The organism is Rhizobium sp. BR 315 (assembly GCF_050577975.1).
GTDB lineage: Bacteria > Pseudomonadota > Alphaproteobacteria > Rhizobiales > Rhizobiaceae > Rhizobium > Rhizobium miluonense.
On record NZ_JARWKZ010000017.1, the window covers coordinates 73964 to 94140 of the forward strand.

Sequence of the window (20177 nt, forward strand, 5' to 3'; positions counted from 1 at the left end):
GGAGGCGCGTCCTTTCAGAAAGATGGGACGCATCAGCGTTTGATTCTTGATCATAGGGGAAGTGCATTGCAGGTCGGCATCGACATGGGAACGGCGTCCGGCGGGACCAGCGCCCAGCTCGATATCGAGGAGCTGCTGGCGACGCGTCTCCTGGTACAAGGCAATTCCGGCTCCGGAAAATCGCATCTCTTGCGACGGCTGCTCGAGCAATCCGCACAATGGGTGCAGCAGGTCATCATCGATCCCGAAGGCGATTTCGTCACGCTGGCCGACAAGTTCGGGCACGTCGTCGTCGATGGCGAGCGCACGGAAGCGGAGCTTGCCGGTATAGCCAACCGCATCCGCCAGCATCGCGTCTCCTGCGTGCTGACGCTGGAGGGGCTCGATATCGAGCAGCAGATGCGTGCCGCCGCCGCCTTCCTGAACGGCATGTTCGATGCCGATCGTGAATTCTGGTATCCGGTGTTGGTCGTGGTCGATGAGGCGCAGATGTTCGCGCCCTCGGTCGGTGGCGACGTTTCGGAAGATGCGCGCAAGATGTCGCTCGGCGCCATGACCAACCTGATGTGCCGCGGCCGAAAGCGCGGTCTGGCCGGCGTCATCGCCACGCAGCGCCTGGCGAAGCTCGCCAAGAACGTTGCGGCCGAGGCCTCTAATTTCCTGATGGGCCGTACCTTCCTCGATATCGATATGGCACGCGCAGCCGACCTTCTCGGCATGGATCGCAGGCAGGCGGAAATGTTCCGCGACCTGAAGCGCGGCAATTTCGTAGCGCTCGGGCCGGCACTCTCCCGTCGGCCGCTGCCGATCGCGATTGGCACGGTAGAGACCTCAGCGCGCTCTTCCAGCCCGAAGCTGATGCCGCTGCCGGATGCGCCGCAGGACGTGGAAGATCTGATTTTCACGCCGGATCCCGAAGAATTTACACGACCCGCCGTTCGCCGCGCCACGCCGGCGCCGCGTCCGACGACCGACATCCTGGCCGAGCTTTCGCGCTCCGTGCCGGCGGCTGGCCCAGTTACGACGGAGCCGAAGACCAGTCAGCCGGAAATATCGAGCGAGGATCGCGAGGCGAGGGTCGGCGCCGTGCTCTCCGAGATCCTTGACGATCCAGCGTCAGGCTTCCGCACGGATTCGGTGCTCTATCAGGAATTTCTCGTGCGGCTGCGCATGCGCCGCGTCCCCGGTTCGCCAATGAGCCTGTCGGAGTTCCGCCGCCGCGTGGCGATCGTTCGCTCCGGCGCCGACGAGTCGGTCATGGCGACCGACCAATGGGCGACGGCGCTCTCGCTTTCCTCCAGCGTCACCGATGATCTGCAGGGCGTTTTCCTGATGCTGGCGAAGGCCGCCATCAGCGGTGAGCCATGCCCGTCCGACGCCCGCATCGCCCGCGCCTACGGGACGCATTCGGCTCGCCGCGCGCGCCGCCTCCTCAGCTATTTCGAGGAACAGGGCAGCGTCGTCGTCCACACGGATTTCTCGGGCAAGCGCATTGTTGCCTTTCCTGATATGGGATGCCAGACCGCTCCGGGCGATGCCAATGCGCCCGATCTGGACGGCGGCGAGCAGGCAGCTGCGGAATAGCTGCCCTATTCTCGCTGAAGAGCGCTTGGCGCTGTTGACATTTTCATGACGACGCCTTAGAGACCGCCCAACGCCGGGCAGAAATGTCCGGTGTTTCATTTGACATGTCCCGTGGCTTTCTCCGTTCGCTAATGTGAGAAGCCTGTCAGAGCTCGAAAACGGAGTTCAGAGGAGGGCGTGTTTCCTTCGCGGTTCGGCAACGAGCCGCCATAACACTTGAAAGGAAATGCGATGAGCAAGCGCGAATCGTCCAAGTATAAAATTGACCGCCGTATGGGCGAAAACATCTGGGGCCGTCCGAAGTCCCCGGTTAACCGTCGCGAATACGGTCCGGGCCAGCACGGCCAGCGCCGCAAGGGCAAGCTCTCGGATTTCGGTGTGCAGCTGCGCGCCAAGCAGAAGCTGAAGGGCTACTACGGCGACCTGCGCGAGAAGCAGTTCCGCGCCATCTTCGCTGAAGCCGACCGTCGCAAGGGCGACACCTCGGAAAACCTGATCGGCCTGCTCGAATCGCGCCTCGACGCGATCGTCTACCGCGCCAAGTTCGTTCCGACCGTCTTCGCAGCTCGTCAGTTCGTCAACCATGGCCACGTCACGGTAAACGGCGTTCGCGTCAACATCGGTTCGTACCGCTGCAAGGCTGGCGACGTTATCGAAGTTCGCGAAAAGTCCAAGCAGCTCGTAACCGTTCTGGAATCGATTTCTCTCGCTGAGCGTGACGTTCCGGACTACATCGAAGCCGACCACAACAAGATGGTTGCGACCTTCGCTCGCGTTCCGGCTCTCGGCGACGTACCGTACGCCGTTGTCATGGAACCGCATCTTGTCGTCGAATTCTATTCGCGTTAATAAGCGGATAACTTTCTTGATGAATGAAAAAGCCGCTCGTTTCGAGCGGCTTTTTTGTCTTTGGAGCGCCGCATGACGGATTTGCAGGCAATTCTCGATGGCATTCATGCTGAGCTTTCGCCGCGCATCGGCGAGGGCAAGGTCGCCGATTACATTCCGGAGCTGGCAAAGGTCGATCCGAAGCAGTTCGGCATGGCGATCGCCACGGTCAACGGCGATGTCTATAGCATCGGCGATGCCGCAATTCCTTTTTCCATCCAGAGTATCTCGAAGGTCTTCATGCTGACGCTGGCGCTCGGAAAGGTCGGGGAAAGCCTCTGGAAGCGTGTGGGGCGCGAACCTTCGGGCACGGCGTTCAACTCCATCGTTCAGTTGGAGCGGGAGGAGGGCATACCGCGCAATCCCTTCATCAATGCGGGTGCGATCGCCATCAGCGATATCGTATTGGCGGGGCACGAGCCACGGGAGGCAATTGGCGAGCTGCTGCGCTTCGTACGCTATGTGGCCGACGACGAGACGATCAGTATCGACGATAGGATTGCGCGTTCGGAGACGCAGACGGGTTATCGCAATTTCGCTCTGGCGAATTTCATGCGTGCCTATGGCAATATCCATCATCCGGTGGAGCACGTGCTCGGCGTCTATTTCCATCAATGCGCGCTTGCGATGAGCTGCCAGCAGCTTGCCAAGGCTGGGCTCTATCTCGCCGCGCGCGGCAGCAACCCGATCACCGGGCATTCCGTCGTCTCGCCGAAGCGGGCGCGGCGCATCAATGCGCTGATGCTGACATGCGGCCACTATGACGGCTCGGGCGACTTCGCCTATCATGTCGGCCTGCCGGGCAAGAGCGGTGTTGGCGGCGGCATTCTGGCCGTGGCGCCGGGCATCGGCTCGATTGCCGCCTGGTCGCCGGGCTTGAACAAGGTCGGTAATTCGCAGCTCGGCGCGGTCGCGCTGGAGATGCTGGCGGCGCGCACCGGCTGGTCGGTGTTTGGTGATTGATACGGTGTCTTCTTGCCACGCATTCTGCTATCAGCGTGGCGAGATCCTACCGCGCCGCGCGTCCTATGGGATGTGCAAGGGACGCGGTAGCACTTTTAATCTGCGCATAACCCCTTCAATCGAGTGGGATTGAAGGGGTTATGTGCCGGGGATTACGAGATGAATATCGCAACGACTGTCGCGGACGAGATCGATGTTGAGGAAGGCGGCTCTGCCGTCCATCCGATGTTTTCCGATGCGCCGCGCTCCGTCTCCTTCAACAAGCTTCGCAAGCGCCTGTTGCGGCAGGTGCGTCAGGCTCTGGAGGATTTCCAGATGCTGAAGGGGCAGAAGCGCTGGTTGGTCGGCCTGTCCGGTGGCAAGGATTCCTATGGGCTGCTCTCGCTCCTGCTCGATCTGAAATGGCGGGGCCTGCTGCCGGTGGAGTTGATCGCCTGCAATCTCGATCAAGGTCAGCCGAATTTCCCGAAACATATACTGCCCGAATATCTCACCAAGATCGGCGTCGCACATCGCATCGAATATCGCGACACATACTCGATCGTGAAGGAGAAGGTGCCCGAGGGGGCCACCTACTGCTCGCTCTGTTCGCGCCTGCGTCGCGGCAATCTCTATCGCATCGCCCGTGAAGAGGGTTGTGACGCCCTGGTGCTTGGCCATCATCGCGAGGATATTCTCGAAACCTTCTTCATGAACTTTTTCCATGGCGGCCGGCTGGCCTCCATGCCGGCGAAGCTTCTGAACGACGAGGGCGACCTGATGCTGCTGCGCCCGCTCGCCTATGCCGCGGAAGATGATCTCGCCAAGTTCGCTACTGCCATGCAGTTTCCGATCATTCCCTGCGATCTCTGCGGCTCACAGGACGGATTGCAGCGCAATGCCATGAAGGACATGCTCGCCGATATCGAGCGGCGCATGCCGGGCCGCAAGGACACGATGCTGCGTGCACTGGCGCATGTGAACCCGTCGCATCTGCTCGACCCGAAGCTCTTCGATTTCGCCGGCCTGATGACTCAGGGATCTTCGGCCAGGAGAACGGACGTCGAATAGGCATTTCGCCATACCACTGTCATCGAATCGGGCATAAGAGGAGGCCCTTCCAAATCAAAGGCTTCCGATGACTTTCTCCGATACAGATTTCGACTACCTGACGACGATCGTTGCCGAAGCAGCGGCTAAGGAAATCCTGCCGCGTTTCCGCAATTTGAGCACCGACGACATATCGGAAAAAACCTCGGCCATCGATCTGGTGACGGAGGCCGATCTGCTTGCCGAGAAACATATTACCGCGGCATTAAAAGCGCGCTTTCCGACAGCGCTGATCGTCGGAGAAGAGGCCTATGAGGCCGATAAGTCCGTCGTGCCGGCATTGGCAGACGCAGAGCTCGCCTTTACCATCGATCCAGTGGACGGCACATTCAATTTCGCGGCAGGGCTCCCGGTGTTCGGCACGATCGTCGCCGTTGTTGCGAATGGTCAGACGATTGCCAGTGTCATCCACGATCCCGTACTCGGGGATACGATTACCGCGGCGCGTGGCGCTGGTGCCTTTCTCCGCCGGCCAACAGGGCAGGCGAGGCGACTTTCAGTTGCTCCCGCCGCCCCTTTGAGTGCCATGACGGGGGCGATATCCTGGGGGTACATGGACGAGCCGGACCGAACCCGAATCACGACGAATCTCGCCAAGACGCGCATAGCTTTCGCATTGAATTGCTCCGCCTACGAATATTGGATGGTGGCATCCGGCAAATGGCATTTTATCAGCCATTCCAAGCTGATGCCCTGGGATCATCTTGCCGGGGTACTGGTACATCAGGAGGCTGGGGGTTATACGGCGAAATTCGACGGCACGCCTTACCGGCCCGGTGAGACCACCGGCGGCATCATTTCCGCGCCGGACGAGGATAGCTGGCACATAATTCGCCGGGAAATCATCGGCGCCTGACAGGAAAGGACCAAATCATGACTTCGCTCGTTGACGTTACTACACTTGCCCATGTGTTGCGCCGTGCGGCTCAGACGGAGATCCTGCCGCGTTTCCGCAGGCTTGGCAGTGATGACGTCCGCGCCAAGAGCGAAGCCACCGATCTGGTGACCGAAGCTGACGAGCGCGCCGAACGCATGGTGAAGGCGGAGGTGTCGCGGCTTTGGCCGGAAGCTCTGTTTATCGGCGAGGAATCCGTCGCTGCCGATCCCGCACTCCTCAACAAATTGCAGGATGCGGATCTCGCCATCATCGTCGACCCGGTGGACGGTACCTTCAATTTTGCGGCTGGCATCCCGGCCTTCGGCGTCATGGCTTCCGTCGTCTCGAAGGGTGAGACCGTCGCCGGCATCATCTTCGATCCGATGGGCGACGACTGGGTGCTGGCGGAACGCGGCAGCGGCGCCTGGCTGCGCCGGCCTGATGGCGAGATGCTGCGTCTCAACGTGACTCAGCCGGTCGTACTGGAAGAGTTGGTCGGCATGGCAGCCACCGGCTATCTGCCCAAGGAGAAGCGTGCCGAGATCATGGGCAATCTCGCCAAGGTACGCTACGCGACCAGCTATCGATGCGCGGCACATGAATATCGCACGCTTGCCGGCGGTCATGTGCATTACCTGATGTACAACAAGCTGATGCCCTGGGACCATCTGGCAGGATCGCTGATTTCGCAGGAAGCGGGTGCCTATGTGCGCCGTTTCGACGGGTCGCCCTATCTGCCGCGTCATCTCGATGGCGGGCTGCTGGTTGCCGTGGACAAGGATACCTGGGAGTTGCTGCGGCGTGAGGTCTTCACCATTTAAGGTGAGCGGATCGACCTGATAATCGCCGCTGCTACTTGGAAAGTGGTATCTGGAAAGCTATCTTTTTGGCAACAGGCGGGAGCCTTGGTGGGCGCCTGCTGCGGGGATGAGGTCGATGTCCGAAACAAGCCGCAAGCTGACTACCATTTTCTGCGCCGATGTGCAGGATTACACTCGTCTCATGGGGAAGGATGAGGAGGGCACGCTCGAAACCCTCCGGCGTTACCGCGATGCGATGAAGCGGCTGATAGAGGCGCATGGCGGCCGGGTGATCAACACCTGGGGCGACGGCGTCTTTGCCGAGTTTCCGAGCGTTGTCGAAGCGGTGCGGGCGGCAATCGACGTTCAGAATGAATTGGCTGGATACAACGCAGCCATGGATCCCGAAAAGCAGATGCTCTTCCGCATCGGTCTTAACCTCGGCGATGTCATCGCCGATGGCAATGATCTCTATGGCGACGGCGTCAATATTGCCGCCCGTCTGCAATCGCGCGCGGCTGCCGGCGGCATCGTCATTTCCAACACGGTTTACGATCAGGTCCGCAACAAGGTCGCAGTCGGTTTCGATTTTCTCGGTCAGTTGGATGTCAAGAATATCGAGGGCGGCGTGCCGAGCTATGCGGTTCGAGTCGGTGGTGTGCAGGTCGCCGATACCGCTGCGGACTATCGGCCGGCGCCTGAACCCGTCCGGGCACCTGATGTTGCCGCCAGCGAACCTGCGCTGCAAGACTGGCGGCGCAGCTACGGCGTGCCATTTGTCGTTGCCATCGGCCTTGCGGCATTCAATGGGCTGAACTGGCATGGAGAGTTCTGGGCCAAGTGGCCGATACTCGCGCTTGTCTGGGTGGCTGCGCTTCGCTTCGTGCGAAGCAACAAGCAGATCGATATGGCCATTGCCGGTCTTGCCATTACCGGCGTTGGCTTCGTCATGATCAATCTTTTCACCTGGCATGGAACGCCATGGGCGATCTGGCCCTTGTTCGTGCTCGCCATCGCGGCTGCGGTGCGTTGGGTCAGCCGCCCACGCAGACGCGTGTAATCCGGGGAGTCACGCCGTTCAGACGTGACCCATGCCGGGTTCCAGCGCCGGCGTATCGCCGGGATGGGTGAAGAGCTTGCCGCGCTCGGCCCATAGTGTCGCCAGGATCGACAGTATGCCGAATATGGTGAAGCCGGCGATCATCGGCTGGGCAGTGCCATCGAACATCTGACCGACAATGCCGCCGAGAACGACGCCGCCGGTGGTGGAGATTGAGCTGGTGATGGCGGCTGCCGTGCCTGCGAGGTGTCCCATCGGCTCCAGGCTGATCGCCATGCAGTTGGTGGTAATGACAGCAAACATCATCAGCATGATCGAGATCAACACATAGATGAATGCGAAGCTCGGCTGGCCGAACACGCCGACAACGTAACCGAGAACGCCCAGAAGGGTGAAGAGGATCATGGCGGCGTGGGAGATGCGCCGCATGCCGAAGCTGCGGACGAAATAGCCGTTGGCGAACTGTGCCACCGCCGTCCCGGCTGCCGTCGCCGCGAAAGCGATCGGGAACCAGTCGCCCAGGCCGTAGACCTCGCCGAAAACCTGCTGCACGGAGACGATGTAGGCACAAATGACGCCGGTATAGAGCGTCAGGCCGATCATGTAGCCGCAGGTGATGCGGTTCGTCAGGACCGTCTTGAAGCCGGAGAGGACGGAAGCGACCGAAAGCGGCAAGCGCTCTTCGACCGGAAGCGTTTCCTTCATGCGGAAGACGGCGACGAAGAACAGGCCGGCACAGATGATTCCGAGAAGGATGAAGATCCACTGCCAGTTGGAATAGGCGACGATCACCTGACCGAGGAAAGGCGCGACCATCGGCATGATCATGAAGACGATCATGACATAGGACATAACGCGCGCCATTTCGCGGCCGCCGAAGCAATCGCGGACGATGGCAAGGGTGGTGATGCGCACGGCTGCGGCGCCAACGCCCTGCGCGAAACGCAAGGTGAGCAAGGCAAAGAGACTGCCGCTCCAGGCCGCCGCAAACAGCGTTACTGTATAGAAGGCAAGGCCACCGAGCAGAATGCGGCGGCGGCCATAGGTGTCCGACAGGCTGCCGAAGAAGAGTTGGCAGATACCGAAGCCGAGGAAGTAGACGCCGATGACCAGCTGCGTGTCATTGGGGTTGGCGACTTGTAGGGACTGGCCGATGTTCGGGAGCGCCGGCAGCATGCTGTCGATGCCCAGTGAGATGCTCGCCGTCATCAGTGCGATCATGATGATGAACTCGACGATGCCGAGGCCGATGCGGCTGGAGCCGGATTTCGCCGGCATATGGTCTTGAGGCGGGGTCATATGAGTTTGCCTGTCAATGTAAAGCGAGGGATTGATCGGCCGGCGGCGGCGCATTGTGCTGACGGAACAGCTTGCCCTTTTCGGCGATCAGCACGAAGAAGACGCCGATGAGGGAAACGGTGAAGTAGCCGATGACCATCGGCGTTGCCGTGCCGTCGTAGAACTGACCGATGCAAGCGCCGATCGATGCGCCGCCGACCGTGCTCATGAAGCCGAGCACGGAAGAAGCCGTGCCGGCAACGTGGCCGAGAGGCTCCATCGCGAGAGAGTTGAAATTGGAACCGATCCAGCCGAACTGGAACATGGCCAATGCGAAAAATACCATGAACAGCGGGAAGGGCATCGGCGACGGTCCATAAAGCTGCACCAGCAGCCAACAGAAGGTGATGGCGACAAAGCCGAGCAGGGCCGTGTGCGACAGCCGGCGCATGCCGAACCGGCCGACGAACTGCGAGTTGACGAAGGACGACAGGGCCATGAACAGCGCCACGCCGCCGAACGCCAGCGGCGTGTAGACGCCGAGGCCGTAGATATTGTTATAGATCTGCTGAGCGGAATTGATGAAGCCGAACAGCGCGCCGAACAGGAACGTGCTGGCAATGGTGTAACAGAGCGCGACACGGTTCGTCAGAACCATCTTGAAGCCGGATACGACGGATTTGACGGTGAGCGGGCGCACATTTTCCGGCTTCAGCGTCTCGGGAAGCCGGAAATACATCCATGCTCCCACGAGCATCGCCATGACGCCGATGAAGACGAAGATCATATGCCAGGTGCTGACCAGCATGATGATCTGGCCGCTCCCCGGCGCGATGACCGGGACGATCATGAACACCATCATGATCAACGACATCACCTCGGCCATCAGGCGGCCGCCGAAGACGTCGCGGACGATGGAAATGGTGATGACGCGCGTTGCCGCCGAGCCCAGACCCTGGATGAAGCGCAGAGCGAGCAAACCGGCAAAGGACGGTATCATTGCGATGCCGAAAGCCGAGACGACGTAGATCGTAAGGCCGATCAACAGCGGCATACGGCGGCCGAAGCGGTCCGACAAGGGACCGTAGACGAGTTGCGCTGCACCGAAGCCGATCAGATAGGCCGTCACCACGTATTGGCGGTGATTCTCGTTTAGAACGCCAAGACTGGAACCGATCTGCTGCAATGCAGGGAGCATGATGTCGATTGCAAGCGAATTGGTCGCCATCAGGAAGGCCGCGAGTGCGATAAACTCGCGCTTGCCCATGGGCAATTGCCCATGGGACAGAGCCTGGGATGAAGTCGTCACGGTTTTATTCCCATAAACATATCAAGGCGCCGCTCGGTGGCAGCGCCTTATCGATCGAAGTGAACTATGGAAACCGGACGGGTAGCCCGGTGACCGATCAGGAAGCGGCGCGAACGCTGATGCCGTTTTCCTGGAAGTGCTGCTGCAACTCGCCCGCCTGGAACATTTCGCGCACGATGTCACAGCCGCCGATGAATTCGCCCTTGACGTAAAGCTGCGGGATGGTCGGCCAGTTTGAGTAGTCCTTGATGCCCTGACGGATTTCGGCGTCTGCAAGGACGTTGATGCCCTTATAGTCGACACCGATATAGTCGAGGATCTGAACCACCTGGCCTGAGAAACCACACTGAGGGAACTGGGGCGTGCCTTTCATGAAGAGAACGACGTCGTTGCTCTTTACTTCGTTGGCGATGAATTCCTGAATGCCGCTCATTGTCCAGTTCCTTTCACATGCGGAGTCAAGATCCGCAGCGTTAAATCCGTTCCTTAAATAGCAAGCGACCGGCGCGATTTCCAGCCGCAAAACGTACGCGCCGTCTTTTTCGTCGCATGAATGATTCCGAGCGCTGTCGTTAAGGATGATGGCAAAATTCGTTCATTGGCAATGTTTCTTGAACAGTGCGTTTTGAAAACGCCACTTCAACTCGATCACTGAACAACGCATATAAATTAAATGCAAGGGACGATTAATATTAGGCTGCTATCTAATTTACATGCGGCCGGTTTGTTTGTTAGAGTTCGTCGATTGATGCGATTTGGCGCGTATCGGTCCCTTGTGAGCATACCACTGGCATTTTTAAGGGAGCGGACACCATGAGCCACCATCATTATTCTGAAGGGCAGGTTGGTGAGGAGCGAGAATTTTATAGCTCGGAGGATACGAGCGAAGGCGAGCGGGAATATTACGAGCACGTCCGCACGCCGAGAGCTTCGATCCTGAGCAGCACGGTGACTGTGAGTGCGATCGTGCTCATTCTCAGCATCGCCTTCGGCTATCGAGCCTCGATTGCCACGCCGTCGCCACCGGGCACGCCTACGATCGTCGAGAAGATCATGACCGCGCCACCGGCGGACTCTTGCGCTGAGGTTTCCCCCTATCCGCGCCGGGAGTGCTAAGACTGTTGCATCCCGCCTTGTCACCGACCGGTGCGATGACAAGGCGGGATGCCATAAGCCACGCGGTCCCGAGTACAGATCGGTAGTCCCCGAGAGTTTGATCCCATCTTTTTGTTTTTCGGATGATTTAAGGCGGCTTGCCATGAAAAAGCCGACAGCCCATGGTGTTGGCGATCTTCGGTATCGATCGATGTACTGACGCGCCCCGGGAACTGACGACAATATGGATAGTATCAAGAAGAGGGTGGTTCTCCACTTCCCTGGCTTCGAGCCGTTGGATGCTGCGGCACATCGAGCCCGCTACGAGCGCTCGGCGCGGCAAAGCGCGGCCGTATGGGATTTTTCTGCCTCAGTCGACGAATTGAACAATTTAGGCCGGGCGCCGTATTTCGACGTTACCGCGACGGCGGCGGATTGGCGCACGCAAAGCCGCATTCACATTGTCGATCACAACGATCTGGTCGCTGCCCTGAACGGTAAACCGTTCTTCACGCGGCTGCTGCAGGGCTATCTGGCGGCCGCAAAGGTTGTTCTGACCGGTGGTATGGTCGGTTATTTTCGCCATGCATGGCGTTTCGGCCTGTTCTTCATCTTTCCGTTTCTGCTAATGCTGGCCGGGCTGCTGATCAGCCTCTCGATTGCCTTTGCACCATTCCTGCTTGGGCTGCCGGCCTGGAGCCATATCGGCAGCATCGCGCTGGCCGTTGCCTTTTTCGTCTATATCTTTCTGCCACAGGCCGAGAAGCTGCATACTCTGCATCTCTTTTCCGACTGGGGAATGGCCGTGGCGATGGCGGATCTGAACGGACTCGGCGCCGAACAATGGCTGGAGGCGAGCGCGATCAGCGTGCGCCAGGCGTTGGAAGAACCCGGTGTCGATGAATTCGTCATTTCCTCGCATAGCATGGGCTCGTCCGTCGCGACCCATGTCATCGGACTGCTGCTCGAGCGCGAGCCGGATCTGCTGCAGGGCAAGCGCGTGATATTCGCGACGCTTGGCAGCGCCATCCTGCAATGCGCGCTGATGCGCCCGGCATCGGTGCTGCGCTCACGCGTGGGGTTGGTCGCGCGCTGCAAGGAGATCTTCTGGCTCGACGTTCACTGTCTGACCGATGCGATCCACTTCTACAAGGCGAAGGTTGCCGCCGTTTGCGGGCATTCGGATGCCGAGCAGGCTTCGATCCTGTTCGTGCGCTTCAAGCATATGCTGACGTCGCAGCACTATACCAAGATCAAGCGCGATTTCCTGCGGGTCCACCGGCAATATGTGCTCGGTCCGGATGTTAAGGCCTCCTTCGACTTCACGCTGATGACGGCCGGTCCGTTACCGGCAGCACATTTCGCGGAGTTCTCACCGAAGAAGCTGCCGGAGCTGACGTTCAACTCCGGCGAAGAGGCGCAGGCGCTCTCAATCGGGCGCTGAGGTCTGCAGCGCAAGGGCGTGCAACACGCCGCCCATATTGCCCTTTAGGGCATCATAGACCATCTGGTGCTGTTGCACGCGGCTCTTGCCGCGGAAGGCTTCCGCGACAACTTCGGCGGCATAGTGATCGCCATCCCCGGCCAGGTCGCGAATCGTTACCCGGGCTCCGGGGATGCCGGCCTTGATCATGTCTTCGATATCGCCGGGGTTCATTGGCATAGGTAGTATACCTCGATCTTATTCAGCGGCAGCGAGAGCGCTGCCATCCATGAAGGCAGGAAACCACGATTCATGCGCTTCGCGCAACTGTTCAACCGGAAGCGTTAACAGGCCGTCGATGGCGAGCGCATCGCCTCCGACCGTGCCGAGGCGGCGGAAAGGTACGCCGGCGCTTTCGGCATTGATGCAGACGAAATCGGCGAGATCGGCCGGAACGGCGATGACGTAACGGGCCTGATCTTCACCGAAAAGCGCTGCATGCGCCACCGTCTTGCATTCTGCAAGGTCGATGCGCAGACCCTTGCGGGATGCCATCGCCATTTCGGCAAGCGCCAGCGCGAGGCCGCCAGACGAGATATCGTGGCAGGCCGTGACCTGGCCGTTGCGGATGGCGGAGCGGACGAAATCGCCGTTGCGGCGCTCTGCGAAGAGATCGACTTCCGGAGCCGGGCCATCGGTCGAGCCGAGAATATCGCGGAGATAGATCGAGGAGCCGAGATGGCTGCCGTCGACACCGATCATCACGACATGATCGCCTTCGGAAGCAGAGCCGATGCGGGCCATCGCCTTCCAGTCCGGCAGCAGGCCGACGCCGGCGATGGTGGGCGTCGGCAGGATCGCGACACCATTGGTTTCGTTGTAGAGCGAGACGTTGCCCGAGACGATCGGGAAATCGAGCGCGCGGCAGGCTTCACCGATGCCTTTGATCGCGCCGACGAGTTGACCCATGATCTCTGGCTTTTCCGGATTGCCGAAATTCAGGTTGTCGGTAGCCGCCAGGGGCTCGGCGCCGGTTGCCGTAATGTTGCGCCAGCATTCGGCCACGGCCTGCTTGCCGCCTTCGAACGGATCGGCTTCGACATAACGCGGGGTGACGTCGGAGGAGAAGGCCAGCGCCTTGTTCGGATGGCCTTCTACGCGCACGACACCGGCGTCACCGCCGGGAAGCTGCAGCGAATTGCCCTGGATCAGCGTGTCGTACTGCTCGTAGACCCAGCGGCGGCTGGACTGATTGGCAGAGCCGACCAGCGTCAGCAGCGCCTGACCGTAATCTTCCGGTGCTGCCACGAGATTGGCGGGCAGGGCTGCGCGCTTGTCGGATTCCCGCCATGGGCGGTCGTATTCCGGTGCCTGATCGCCGAGATCCTTGATCGGCAGGTTGGCGACTTCTACGCCCTGATGGATGACGCGGAAGCGCAGGTCGTCCGTCGTCTTGCCGACGATGGCGAAATCCAGGCCCCACTTGACGAAGATCGCCTTGGCGATGGCTTCCTTTTCCGGCTGCAGCACCATGAGCATGCGCTCCTGGCTTTCCGACAGCATCATTTCGTAAGCCGTCATCTGTTCTTCGCGCACCGGCACCTTGTCGAGATCGAGCTCGATACCGAGGTCGCCCTTGGCGCCCATTTCGACGGCGGAGCAGGTGAGGCCGGCTGCACCCATGTCCTGGATGGCGATGACGGCGCCCGTCTGCATCAGTTCCAGGCAGGCTTCCAGCAGGCACTTTTCGGTGAAGGGATCACCGACCTGAACGGTCGGGCGCTTTTCCTCGATCGATTCGTCGAATTCGGCCGAAGCCATGGTTGCGCCGCCGACGCCGTCACGGCCGGTCTTGGCGCCGAGATAGACGACAGGCAGGCCGACGCCCTTGGCTTCCGACAGGAAGATGGCGTTGGACTTGGCAAGGCCGGCCGCAAAGGCGTTGACCAGGATATTGCCGTTGTAGCGCGCATCGAACTCGACTTCGCCGCCGACCGTCGGCACGCCGAAGGAGTTGCCATAACCGCCGACGCCGGCGACGACGCCGGACACAAGATGGCGGGTCTTCGGATGGTCCGGTTCGCCGAAGCGCAGCGCGTTCATAGCAGCGACCGGGCGGGCGCCCATGGTGAAGACGTCGCGCAGGATGCCGCCGACGCCGGTCGCCGCACCCTGATAGGGCTCGATGTAGGACGGGTGGTTGTGGCTCTCCATCTTGAAGACGACACAGTCGCCATCGTCGATGTCGACAACGCCGGCATTCTCGCCGGGGCCCTGGATGACCCGCGCCCCCTTGGTCGGCAGTGTGCGGAGCCACTTCTTGGAGGACTTGTACGAGCAGTGCTCGTTCCACATGGCCGAGAAGATGCCGAGCTCGGTAAAGGACGGCTCGCGACCGATCAGATCCAGAATGCGCTGATATTCATCCGGCTTCAGGCCGTGGGCGGCAATCAGTTCGGGGGTGATCTGGATCGAATTGGAAATGGTCATGGGCGCTCGAGTGTCCTTGCCTGTAAAGGGTTTGAAGGCCGGTCAGGGATCGGGGTCTCTTTAGCGCAAGTCTCCCTGTCGTGCGACAGGAAAATCACCGCGTTCACAACACGCCGGTATTCACGACGGGGCCTGGGCAAGAACTACGCCCGTAGGTCGTCCAGGAAAGCGCCTTCTCACTGATGTTTCGATACATGGTCTACAAATCGGTCCAGCAGAGGCGTTGTTTGCTTCCTGTGCCAGCAAAGCCCGACCGGCCAAGTGGATTCCACGCCGGAAAGAGGTTGCTGACGGGTGCGGCCAGCCAATGCATTGACGCCGTGCCAAGGTAAGAATGCCGCTCCGAGCCCGGCAGCCACCACGGCATGCACGGTCAGAATATCTTCTGCATGTTGAACGATGCGCGGCTTGAAGCCGTTCGCCGCACACCAGCGGTTGACCTGCCCATCCAATCCCGGCCCACTAGACGGCGAGAGCGCCACGAAGCCAAGTTGGTTCAATGTCGACATTCGATCCGGGGCAGGGAACTCCACCTCGCGGGGGAGCACCAAGGCTAACTGCTCCTCGACGAGCGGCATGAAAGACAAGTCCTCGCTTTCCTCCGGCGCTCTGCAAAAGCCGACGTCGAGCCGGCCGCTCAGCAGGCGCTGATGCTGTTCTCGCGACGGCAAGTCATTGAGCGTGATCTGGCTGTCCGGTGTCGCCGCGCGAAATCCGGCGATCAGTTCCGGCGCGACGATGAGCGTCGAAACGCCAAAACCGATGTCCAGTTGCCCGTTCAGCCCGGCATTGGCGCGACGCATCTTGACATCGATATCCTCGCTGAGCCGCAGGAGCGCCCGCGCCTCCCGCTTCAGCAGCATTCCCAACGGCGTCAGTATCGCGCCATGCCGCCCGCGCTCAAACAGCGCTCCTCCGACACTCTCTTCCAATGCCTGTATCTGCTTGGACAGCGTCGATTGCGTGATGAACAGTTTCGCCGCGGTCTTGCCGTAGTGACCCGCATCCGCAAGCTCGATGAACGATCGTAGCAGCTTAAGTTCCATTCCAATTCCGAATATTTTTAATCCAAAGTTTCATTTTACAAAAGGATGCCGACGCAGTCAAATTATGACCAGGCACTTAATCGCCACAAGTCATCAGAGGCATCGGTCATGACATTCAAAGTTTCTTCCGTGCAGTTTCAGCACAAAGCCAGCGACAAGGCCTACAATCTCTCGCGGATCGCGCATTTCACCAATGAGGCCATTCTCGAGGGCAGCCAGCTCGTCGCGTTTCCCGAGATGTGCATCACCGGATATTGGCACGTCCCCAAGATGGATAGGGATGGCCTTTATGCGCTTGCCGAACCGCTTTCCGGCCCTTCGATTTCCTACGTCGCTGCCATGGCCCGCGAGAAAGGGATTGCGATCGGCGCCGGCTTCCTGGAACTGGCCGAGGATCAATCCTTGTACAACAGCTATGCCGTCTGCATGCCGGACGGGCAAGTTCATTGCCATCGCAAAGTCCATGCCTGGGAGCATCGCCTCATTTCCAGCGGCAACGCCTACACGGTCTTCGATACGCCTTGGGGCGTCCGCGCAGGCATTCTGATTTGCTGGGATAACAATCTGATCGAAAACGCGCGCGCAAACGCTCTGCTTGGTGCGGAAATGCTGATCGCGCCTCATCAGGCTGGCGGAGGTTATTCCGTCAGTCCGCATGGAATGAAGCGAATTCCGGTCGAAAAATGGACCCGCCGTCACGAAGACCCCGAAGCCATCGAAGCCGAAATCCGAGGTCCCAATGGTCGCGAATGGTTCATGCGCTGGCTGCCGTCTCGCGCGCATGACAACGGGATGTTTCTGGTCTTCAGCAATGGTGTCGGCCAGGACGAGGATGAAGTGCGCACAGGCAACGCAATGATCCTCGATCCCTATGGCCGGATTCTGGTCGAGACTTGGCAGGCGGCCGACGCGATGGTGAGCACCGAGATCGATCTTGGTTTGCTCGACAAATGCACGGGGCAACGCTGGATTCGCGGTCGTCGCCCGGAGCTTTACGGTTGTCTGACGGAGCCTAATCCGCAGGGCCTTTCGCCGATGGACGCGCGGTTCTCCGATACCTCGACACGCAAGCCCTCACGCACAGACGAAACGTCGTAAGCGTCAATAGCAAGCTAAAGGAGACGCGGCCATTGCGGCCGCTCTCCGATCGTCAGAACTTGTAGCCGACCATGAGGCCGACACGCGTCATGCCGCCATTCGGACCGTCGCAAAGATTGGCGTGCGACGAATGGGCAACCTGCGCCATCATGTTCCAGTGACTGTCGAAATTGTATCCAAGGCCTGCATATTCGTGAAAGAGCAGGCGACAGCCAAGCATCGGGCCGTGGTCCTGCCAATCGTCGAGATTGCCGGTATGAACCGTTCCGCCGAAGCCGGCTTCCGCGAAAATGCCATTGCTGTTCGTCAGCGTCCAGGAAAGGCCGCCATAAACCTGCGTGGCGGAGCCCGCGGTGCCGATCGACGTTCCCAAATGGATACGTGGATGCGTCAGCTGATCTTTCCAGTTGTCGGTCGGATTGTAGCCGAACGGATTGAAGAGCACCTGGACATCCGGGAACACGCCATTTTCGTGGTCACGGCCACCCTGGATGGAGGCGCTCGCTCCGAAACGCAGTTCGTCGAAGATTTTCGGGCCAGAGGCGACCGCTACCTGATCAGCGGCAGTTGCGGCGGATGCCTCCGCAACAAATATGGCGCTGATTGCTAGAAAACTCGCTACTAAACCCTTACGCGAAACGCATGCTGAAATGCTGTCGATAGCCATGCACTCCCCCTGAATGGCGGGCGAATCCCTAAACATCCATAGAATGGTAGGGTGCTAGGTGTCGAGATGGCACGGCTGGAATTTCGCAAAATGCCTGTCGATAAACGAAGAGTCTTGCTTAAATGTGACTATCGTAGCCTGACGAGCCGTTTTCCAGCAGCCGGCGCAGGGTCATGAAGCCTGCTTCGACGTCCTCGCGCCGCCGGGGCGACGAGAAAGCGACGCGAACGCGATGGTAGACCTTTTCCATACGCGCGGCCTTGAATTCGTCTTCGTCGTCGATGAGCACGCCGTCGGCAATAGCCGCATTCTTGAAGGTACCGGATAGCCAGGGTTCAGGCAGTTTCAGCCAAAGGAACGGCAGGTGCGGATGAGAATTGAACTCGAATCCGGCTAGCGCCTGCTGCGCGATCTGCTCGCGCGCCCTGATTTCCTCGATCGACTTGCGGCGCAGGTCCAGCGCATGGCCTTCCAGCACCAGCCGCGCACAGGTTTCCGCCAGAATGAAGGGCAGTCCGCCGGTGGTCATCTTATGCGTGACCTTGATGCGCTGCGCGAAATGCGGCGGGCAGGCGACCCAGCCGCCACGCACGCCGGCCGTCACTGCTTTCGCCAGGCTGCTGACCACAAAGGTCCGCTCAGGCGCGATGGCGGCCATCAGCGGGTTCTGGTCGCCGGTCATTCCGCCATAGAGATCGTCCTCGATGAGCCAGACACTGTGGCGGCGCGCTATGGCGGCGATGGCCCGGCGCCTTGCTTCCGGCATTGTCACCAGTGTGGGATTATGCGCTGTCGGCATCATGAACGCCAGGCGCGGATGCTGCTGCTGACACAGCCGCTCGAAATCGTCTGGGATCATGCCATGTTCGTCGGAATCGACCAATATCGAGCGGCGCCCAAGGAGGCGCGCGGCGCGGCTGATCTGCGTGTAGGTCAGGTTTTCAAAGACGATCTTGTCGCCGGGCGATGTCACGGCCGAAATGACGGCTATGGCACCGGCATGGGCACCCAGCGTCGGCACGACTGATTCAATTGGCGGCCGCCAGCCGTTGCGGGCGAGCCAGATCTGCCCCGCCTCAAACCAGCTTGCCGGGAAATTCCGGGAATAGGAGGAGATTTCCGATTGGTGTTCGTTGCTGATGTCGGCGAAGAGCTTTCCGATAATCACGCCCTGGCCGATATCGGGCGCTGCGGTCGTATCGAAGCGTATTTTCGCATCGGGCGTATTCAGACCACGAGTGCCGGCGAGCGCCTGCGTGATCGGATCGACGAGCTCGATCTGCTTGCTGTTCGAACGCTCCAGCACATAGGTGCCACGCCCGACTTCGCCGGCAACGAGGCCGCGCTCGTGCACGAGCGCATAGGCGCGGCTCACCGTGCCGATCGTCACGCCGATATCATAGGCAAGATTGCGTTGCGGCGGCAATTTTGTGCCGGGCGGCAAGACGCCATGCGTGATCGCGTTCTCGATGCTGTCGGCAACGCGGATATAGACCGGTCCGTTGCCACTGGAAATGTCAGGGAGCCAATTTGTCATAATGACAATTTCCTAGATTGTCTCTGTGGTAGAGTCAATACTATGAGTCAATTGTATCGTTTGGCTCGATACGTGTGAATTGTCACGACTAGGTGGATTTGAAGATGAGTACAATTGATACAATGTGCGCGGCGGAGGCGAGCGAGACTCGAGCCGCGGCCGTGGAAGTCGGGGCGACGCAGCCAAAGTCGTATCCTGTGCGCCGGCTTTGGGCCTCTTTCCTTCTATGGATGCAAAAGCGCGAGGGCCGCTTGGTTCTGCGGGAATTGACGGGCGATCAGTTGCGCGACATCGGCCTTAGCCCTAGCGAGGCCAAGGCAGAGGTCAGCAAATCGTTTTTCTGGGATTGAGGCTGACGATGCGCAATGTCTGCCCTCATTGAGGCTGGTCGAGGATCAACGCAGGCCTAGTGTCGAAAGGACGAGATCGGCGCGTGTCTCGACGCCGATTTTCGGCGGGATATGAGTTTCATAGCTGAGCGAGGGATAGTCGGCGCTCAACCGCTCATATTCGGCGATCGCCTCCGACAGATCATGTCTGCACTCGCGGTCGCCGACATATATTTCCGGCCAGGGCGGCGTGAGGAAGATATGCCGGTTGTAGCGGTGACGCTGGCCGTAAGACGTCAAGGCGGGTTCGCCCGTTAAGTGTTCGAGGGCCGATGCGGCATCGATCAATCCTCTGTCGAAGAAGACGATTCCCGGATGCGCGGCTGCAGCCTCTCGGTCGCAGAGCGATATGTCGATCGCCCGACGTGCGAAGGCCGTAAGATCCACCCAAGGCAGCGCTGAGCCGCTATTGTCCAACTCCTGCCCAACGATGCGCCGCCCAGGCTCCTCGACGACATGGTGTCCGCGAAGCCTGAGCGCTTCGAGCAGGGTGGATTTACCTCCGCCCGAACAGCCTGAAAGAATGACAAATCCATCCATGACAATATCCCTGTGGTTGAGGGCACGTCATGCGTCGGCTGCGG

The 20177-nt window shown here is 59.9% G+C and carries 20 protein-coding genes; 11 read left to right on the top strand and 9 right to left on the bottom strand.

Features of this window, described 5'->3' with window-relative positions; all coding sequences use genetic code 11:
• Positions 1–66: 66 nt before the first annotated feature.
• The 7 genes from QD409_RS17955 (at position 67) to QD409_RS17985 (ending at position 7261) form a co-directional block, all read left to right on the top strand.
• Positions 67–1584, top strand: a complete 1518-nt coding sequence (locus QD409_RS17955) for a helicase HerA domain-containing protein (protein WP_430763261.1) — start codon at positions 67–69, stop codon at positions 1582–1584.
• Positions 1585–1815: 231 nt separating this feature from the next.
• Positions 1816–2433, top strand: a complete 618-nt coding sequence (gene rpsD / locus QD409_RS17960; protein WP_092853987.1) for a 30S ribosomal protein S4 — start codon at positions 1816–1818, stop codon at positions 2431–2433.
• Positions 2434–2505: 72 nt separating this feature from the next.
• Positions 2506–3435, top strand: coding sequence for a glutaminase (locus QD409_RS17965; RefSeq protein ID WP_092853986.1), 930 nt, complete (start codon positions 2506–2508; stop codon positions 3433–3435).
• A gap of 159 nt (positions 3436–3594) precedes the next feature.
• A complete protein-coding gene (gene ttcA, locus QD409_RS17970; RefSeq protein ID WP_092853985.1) occupies positions 3595–4485 on the top strand; it encodes a tRNA 2-thiocytidine(32) synthetase TtcA in 891 nt (296 codons plus the stop codon).
• A gap of 67 nt (positions 4486–4552) precedes the next feature.
• Entirely contained in the window at positions 4553–5380 is an 828-nt protein-coding gene (locus QD409_RS17975; RefSeq protein WP_092853984.1) for an inositol monophosphatase family protein, read from the top strand.
• Between the two features lie 17 nt (positions 5381–5397).
• The gene (locus QD409_RS17980; RefSeq protein WP_092853983.1) at positions 5398–6222 is read left to right on the top strand and encodes an inositol monophosphatase family protein; all 825 of its coding nucleotides are present in this window, start codon (positions 5398–5400) and stop codon (positions 6220–6222) included.
• 115 nt (positions 6223–6337) lie between these two features.
• Entirely contained in the window at positions 6338–7261 is a 924-nt protein-coding gene (locus QD409_RS17985) for an adenylate/guanylate cyclase domain-containing protein (protein WP_092853982.1), read from the top strand.
• 18 nt (positions 7262–7279) lie between these two features.
• Here QD409_RS17985 and QD409_RS17990 read toward each other — a convergent pair whose 3' ends face one another.
• The 3 genes from QD409_RS17990 to grxD all read right to left on the bottom strand — a co-directional run bounded on the left by QD409_RS17990 (position 7280) and on the right by grxD (position 10281).
• Positions 7280–8560: a multidrug effflux MFS transporter gene (locus tag QD409_RS17990; RefSeq protein ID WP_092853981.1), complete on the bottom strand. Its 1281-nt coding sequence runs from the start codon at positions 8558–8560 to the stop codon at positions 7280–7282.
• A 13-nt stretch (positions 8561–8573) separates the two neighbouring features.
• Positions 8574–9806: a multidrug effflux MFS transporter gene (locus QD409_RS17995; RefSeq protein ID WP_430763273.1), complete on the bottom strand. Its 1233-nt coding sequence runs from the start codon at positions 9804–9806 to the stop codon at positions 8574–8576.
• 139 nt (positions 9807–9945) lie between these two features.
• The gene (gene grxD, locus QD409_RS18000; protein ID WP_092853979.1) at positions 9946–10281 is read right to left on the bottom strand and encodes a Grx4 family monothiol glutaredoxin; all 336 of its coding nucleotides are present in this window, start codon (positions 10279–10281) and stop codon (positions 9946–9948) included.
• A 380-nt stretch (positions 10282–10661) separates the two neighbouring features.
• Here grxD and QD409_RS18005 point away from each other — a divergent pair, with 380 nt between their 5' ends.
• Both QD409_RS18005 and QD409_RS18010 read left to right on the top strand, forming a co-directional pair.
• Positions 10662–10964: a hypothetical protein gene (locus tag QD409_RS18005; RefSeq protein WP_092853978.1), complete on the top strand. Its 303-nt coding sequence runs from the start codon at positions 10662–10664 to the stop codon at positions 10962–10964.
• Positions 10965–11187: 223 nt separating this feature from the next.
• On the top strand, positions 11188–12387 hold the full coding sequence (locus QD409_RS18010; RefSeq protein ID WP_092853977.1) for a hypothetical protein: 1200 nt from the start codon (positions 11188–11190) through the stop codon (positions 12385–12387).
• On the opposite strand, the gene QD409_RS18015 is transcribed toward QD409_RS18010, so the two are convergent.
• The 3 genes from QD409_RS18015 to QD409_RS18025 form a co-directional block, all read right to left on the bottom strand.
• The gene (locus tag QD409_RS18015) at positions 12373–12606 is read right to left on the bottom strand and encodes a BolA family protein (RefSeq protein ID WP_092853976.1); all 234 of its coding nucleotides are present in this window, start codon (positions 12604–12606) and stop codon (positions 12373–12375) included. The genes QD409_RS18010 and QD409_RS18015 overlap by 15 nt on opposite strands.
• A gap of 18 nt (positions 12607–12624) precedes the next feature.
• Positions 12625–14856 carry a phosphoribosylformylglycinamidine synthase subunit PurL gene (purL, locus tag QD409_RS18020; RefSeq protein ID WP_092853975.1) on the bottom strand — a complete coding sequence of 744 codons (2232 nt, stop codon included), beginning with the start codon at positions 14854–14856 and terminating at the stop codon, positions 12625–12627.
• Between the two features lie 176 nt (positions 14857–15032).
• Entirely contained in the window at positions 15033–15902 is an 870-nt protein-coding gene (locus QD409_RS18025; RefSeq protein ID WP_092853974.1) for a LysR family transcriptional regulator, read from the bottom strand.
• 108 nt (positions 15903–16010) lie between these two features.
• Between QD409_RS18025 and QD409_RS18030 the strand changes: the two genes are divergently transcribed.
• The gene (locus tag QD409_RS18030) at positions 16011–17000 is read left to right on the top strand and encodes a nitrilase family protein (protein ID WP_430763262.1); all 990 of its coding nucleotides are present in this window, start codon (positions 16011–16013) and stop codon (positions 16998–17000) included.
• Positions 17001–17052: 52 nt separating this feature from the next.
• On the opposite strand, the gene QD409_RS18035 is transcribed toward QD409_RS18030, so the two are convergent.
• Positions 17053–17667, bottom strand: coding sequence for an acyloxyacyl hydrolase (locus QD409_RS18035; RefSeq protein ID WP_245298117.1), 615 nt, complete (start codon positions 17665–17667; stop codon positions 17053–17055).
• 118 nt (positions 17668–17785) lie between these two features.
• Positions 17786–19204: a PLP-dependent aminotransferase family protein gene (locus tag QD409_RS18040; RefSeq protein WP_092853972.1), complete on the bottom strand. Its 1419-nt coding sequence runs from the start codon at positions 19202–19204 to the stop codon at positions 17786–17788.
• Positions 19205–19308: 104 nt separating this feature from the next.
• On the opposite strand from QD409_RS18040, the gene QD409_RS18045 reads away from it, so the two are divergent.
• Positions 19309–19554: a DUF1127 domain-containing protein gene (locus QD409_RS18045; RefSeq protein WP_092853971.1), complete on the top strand. Its 246-nt coding sequence runs from the start codon at positions 19309–19311 to the stop codon at positions 19552–19554.
• A 45-nt stretch (positions 19555–19599) separates the two neighbouring features.
• On the opposite strand, the gene QD409_RS18050 is transcribed toward QD409_RS18045, so the two are convergent.
• Positions 19600–20133 (bottom strand): AAA family ATPase, encoded by a 534-nt coding sequence (locus tag QD409_RS18050; RefSeq protein ID WP_092853970.1) that lies wholly within the window; start codon positions 20131–20133, stop codon positions 19600–19602.
• Positions 20134–20177 lie beyond the last annotated feature (44 nt).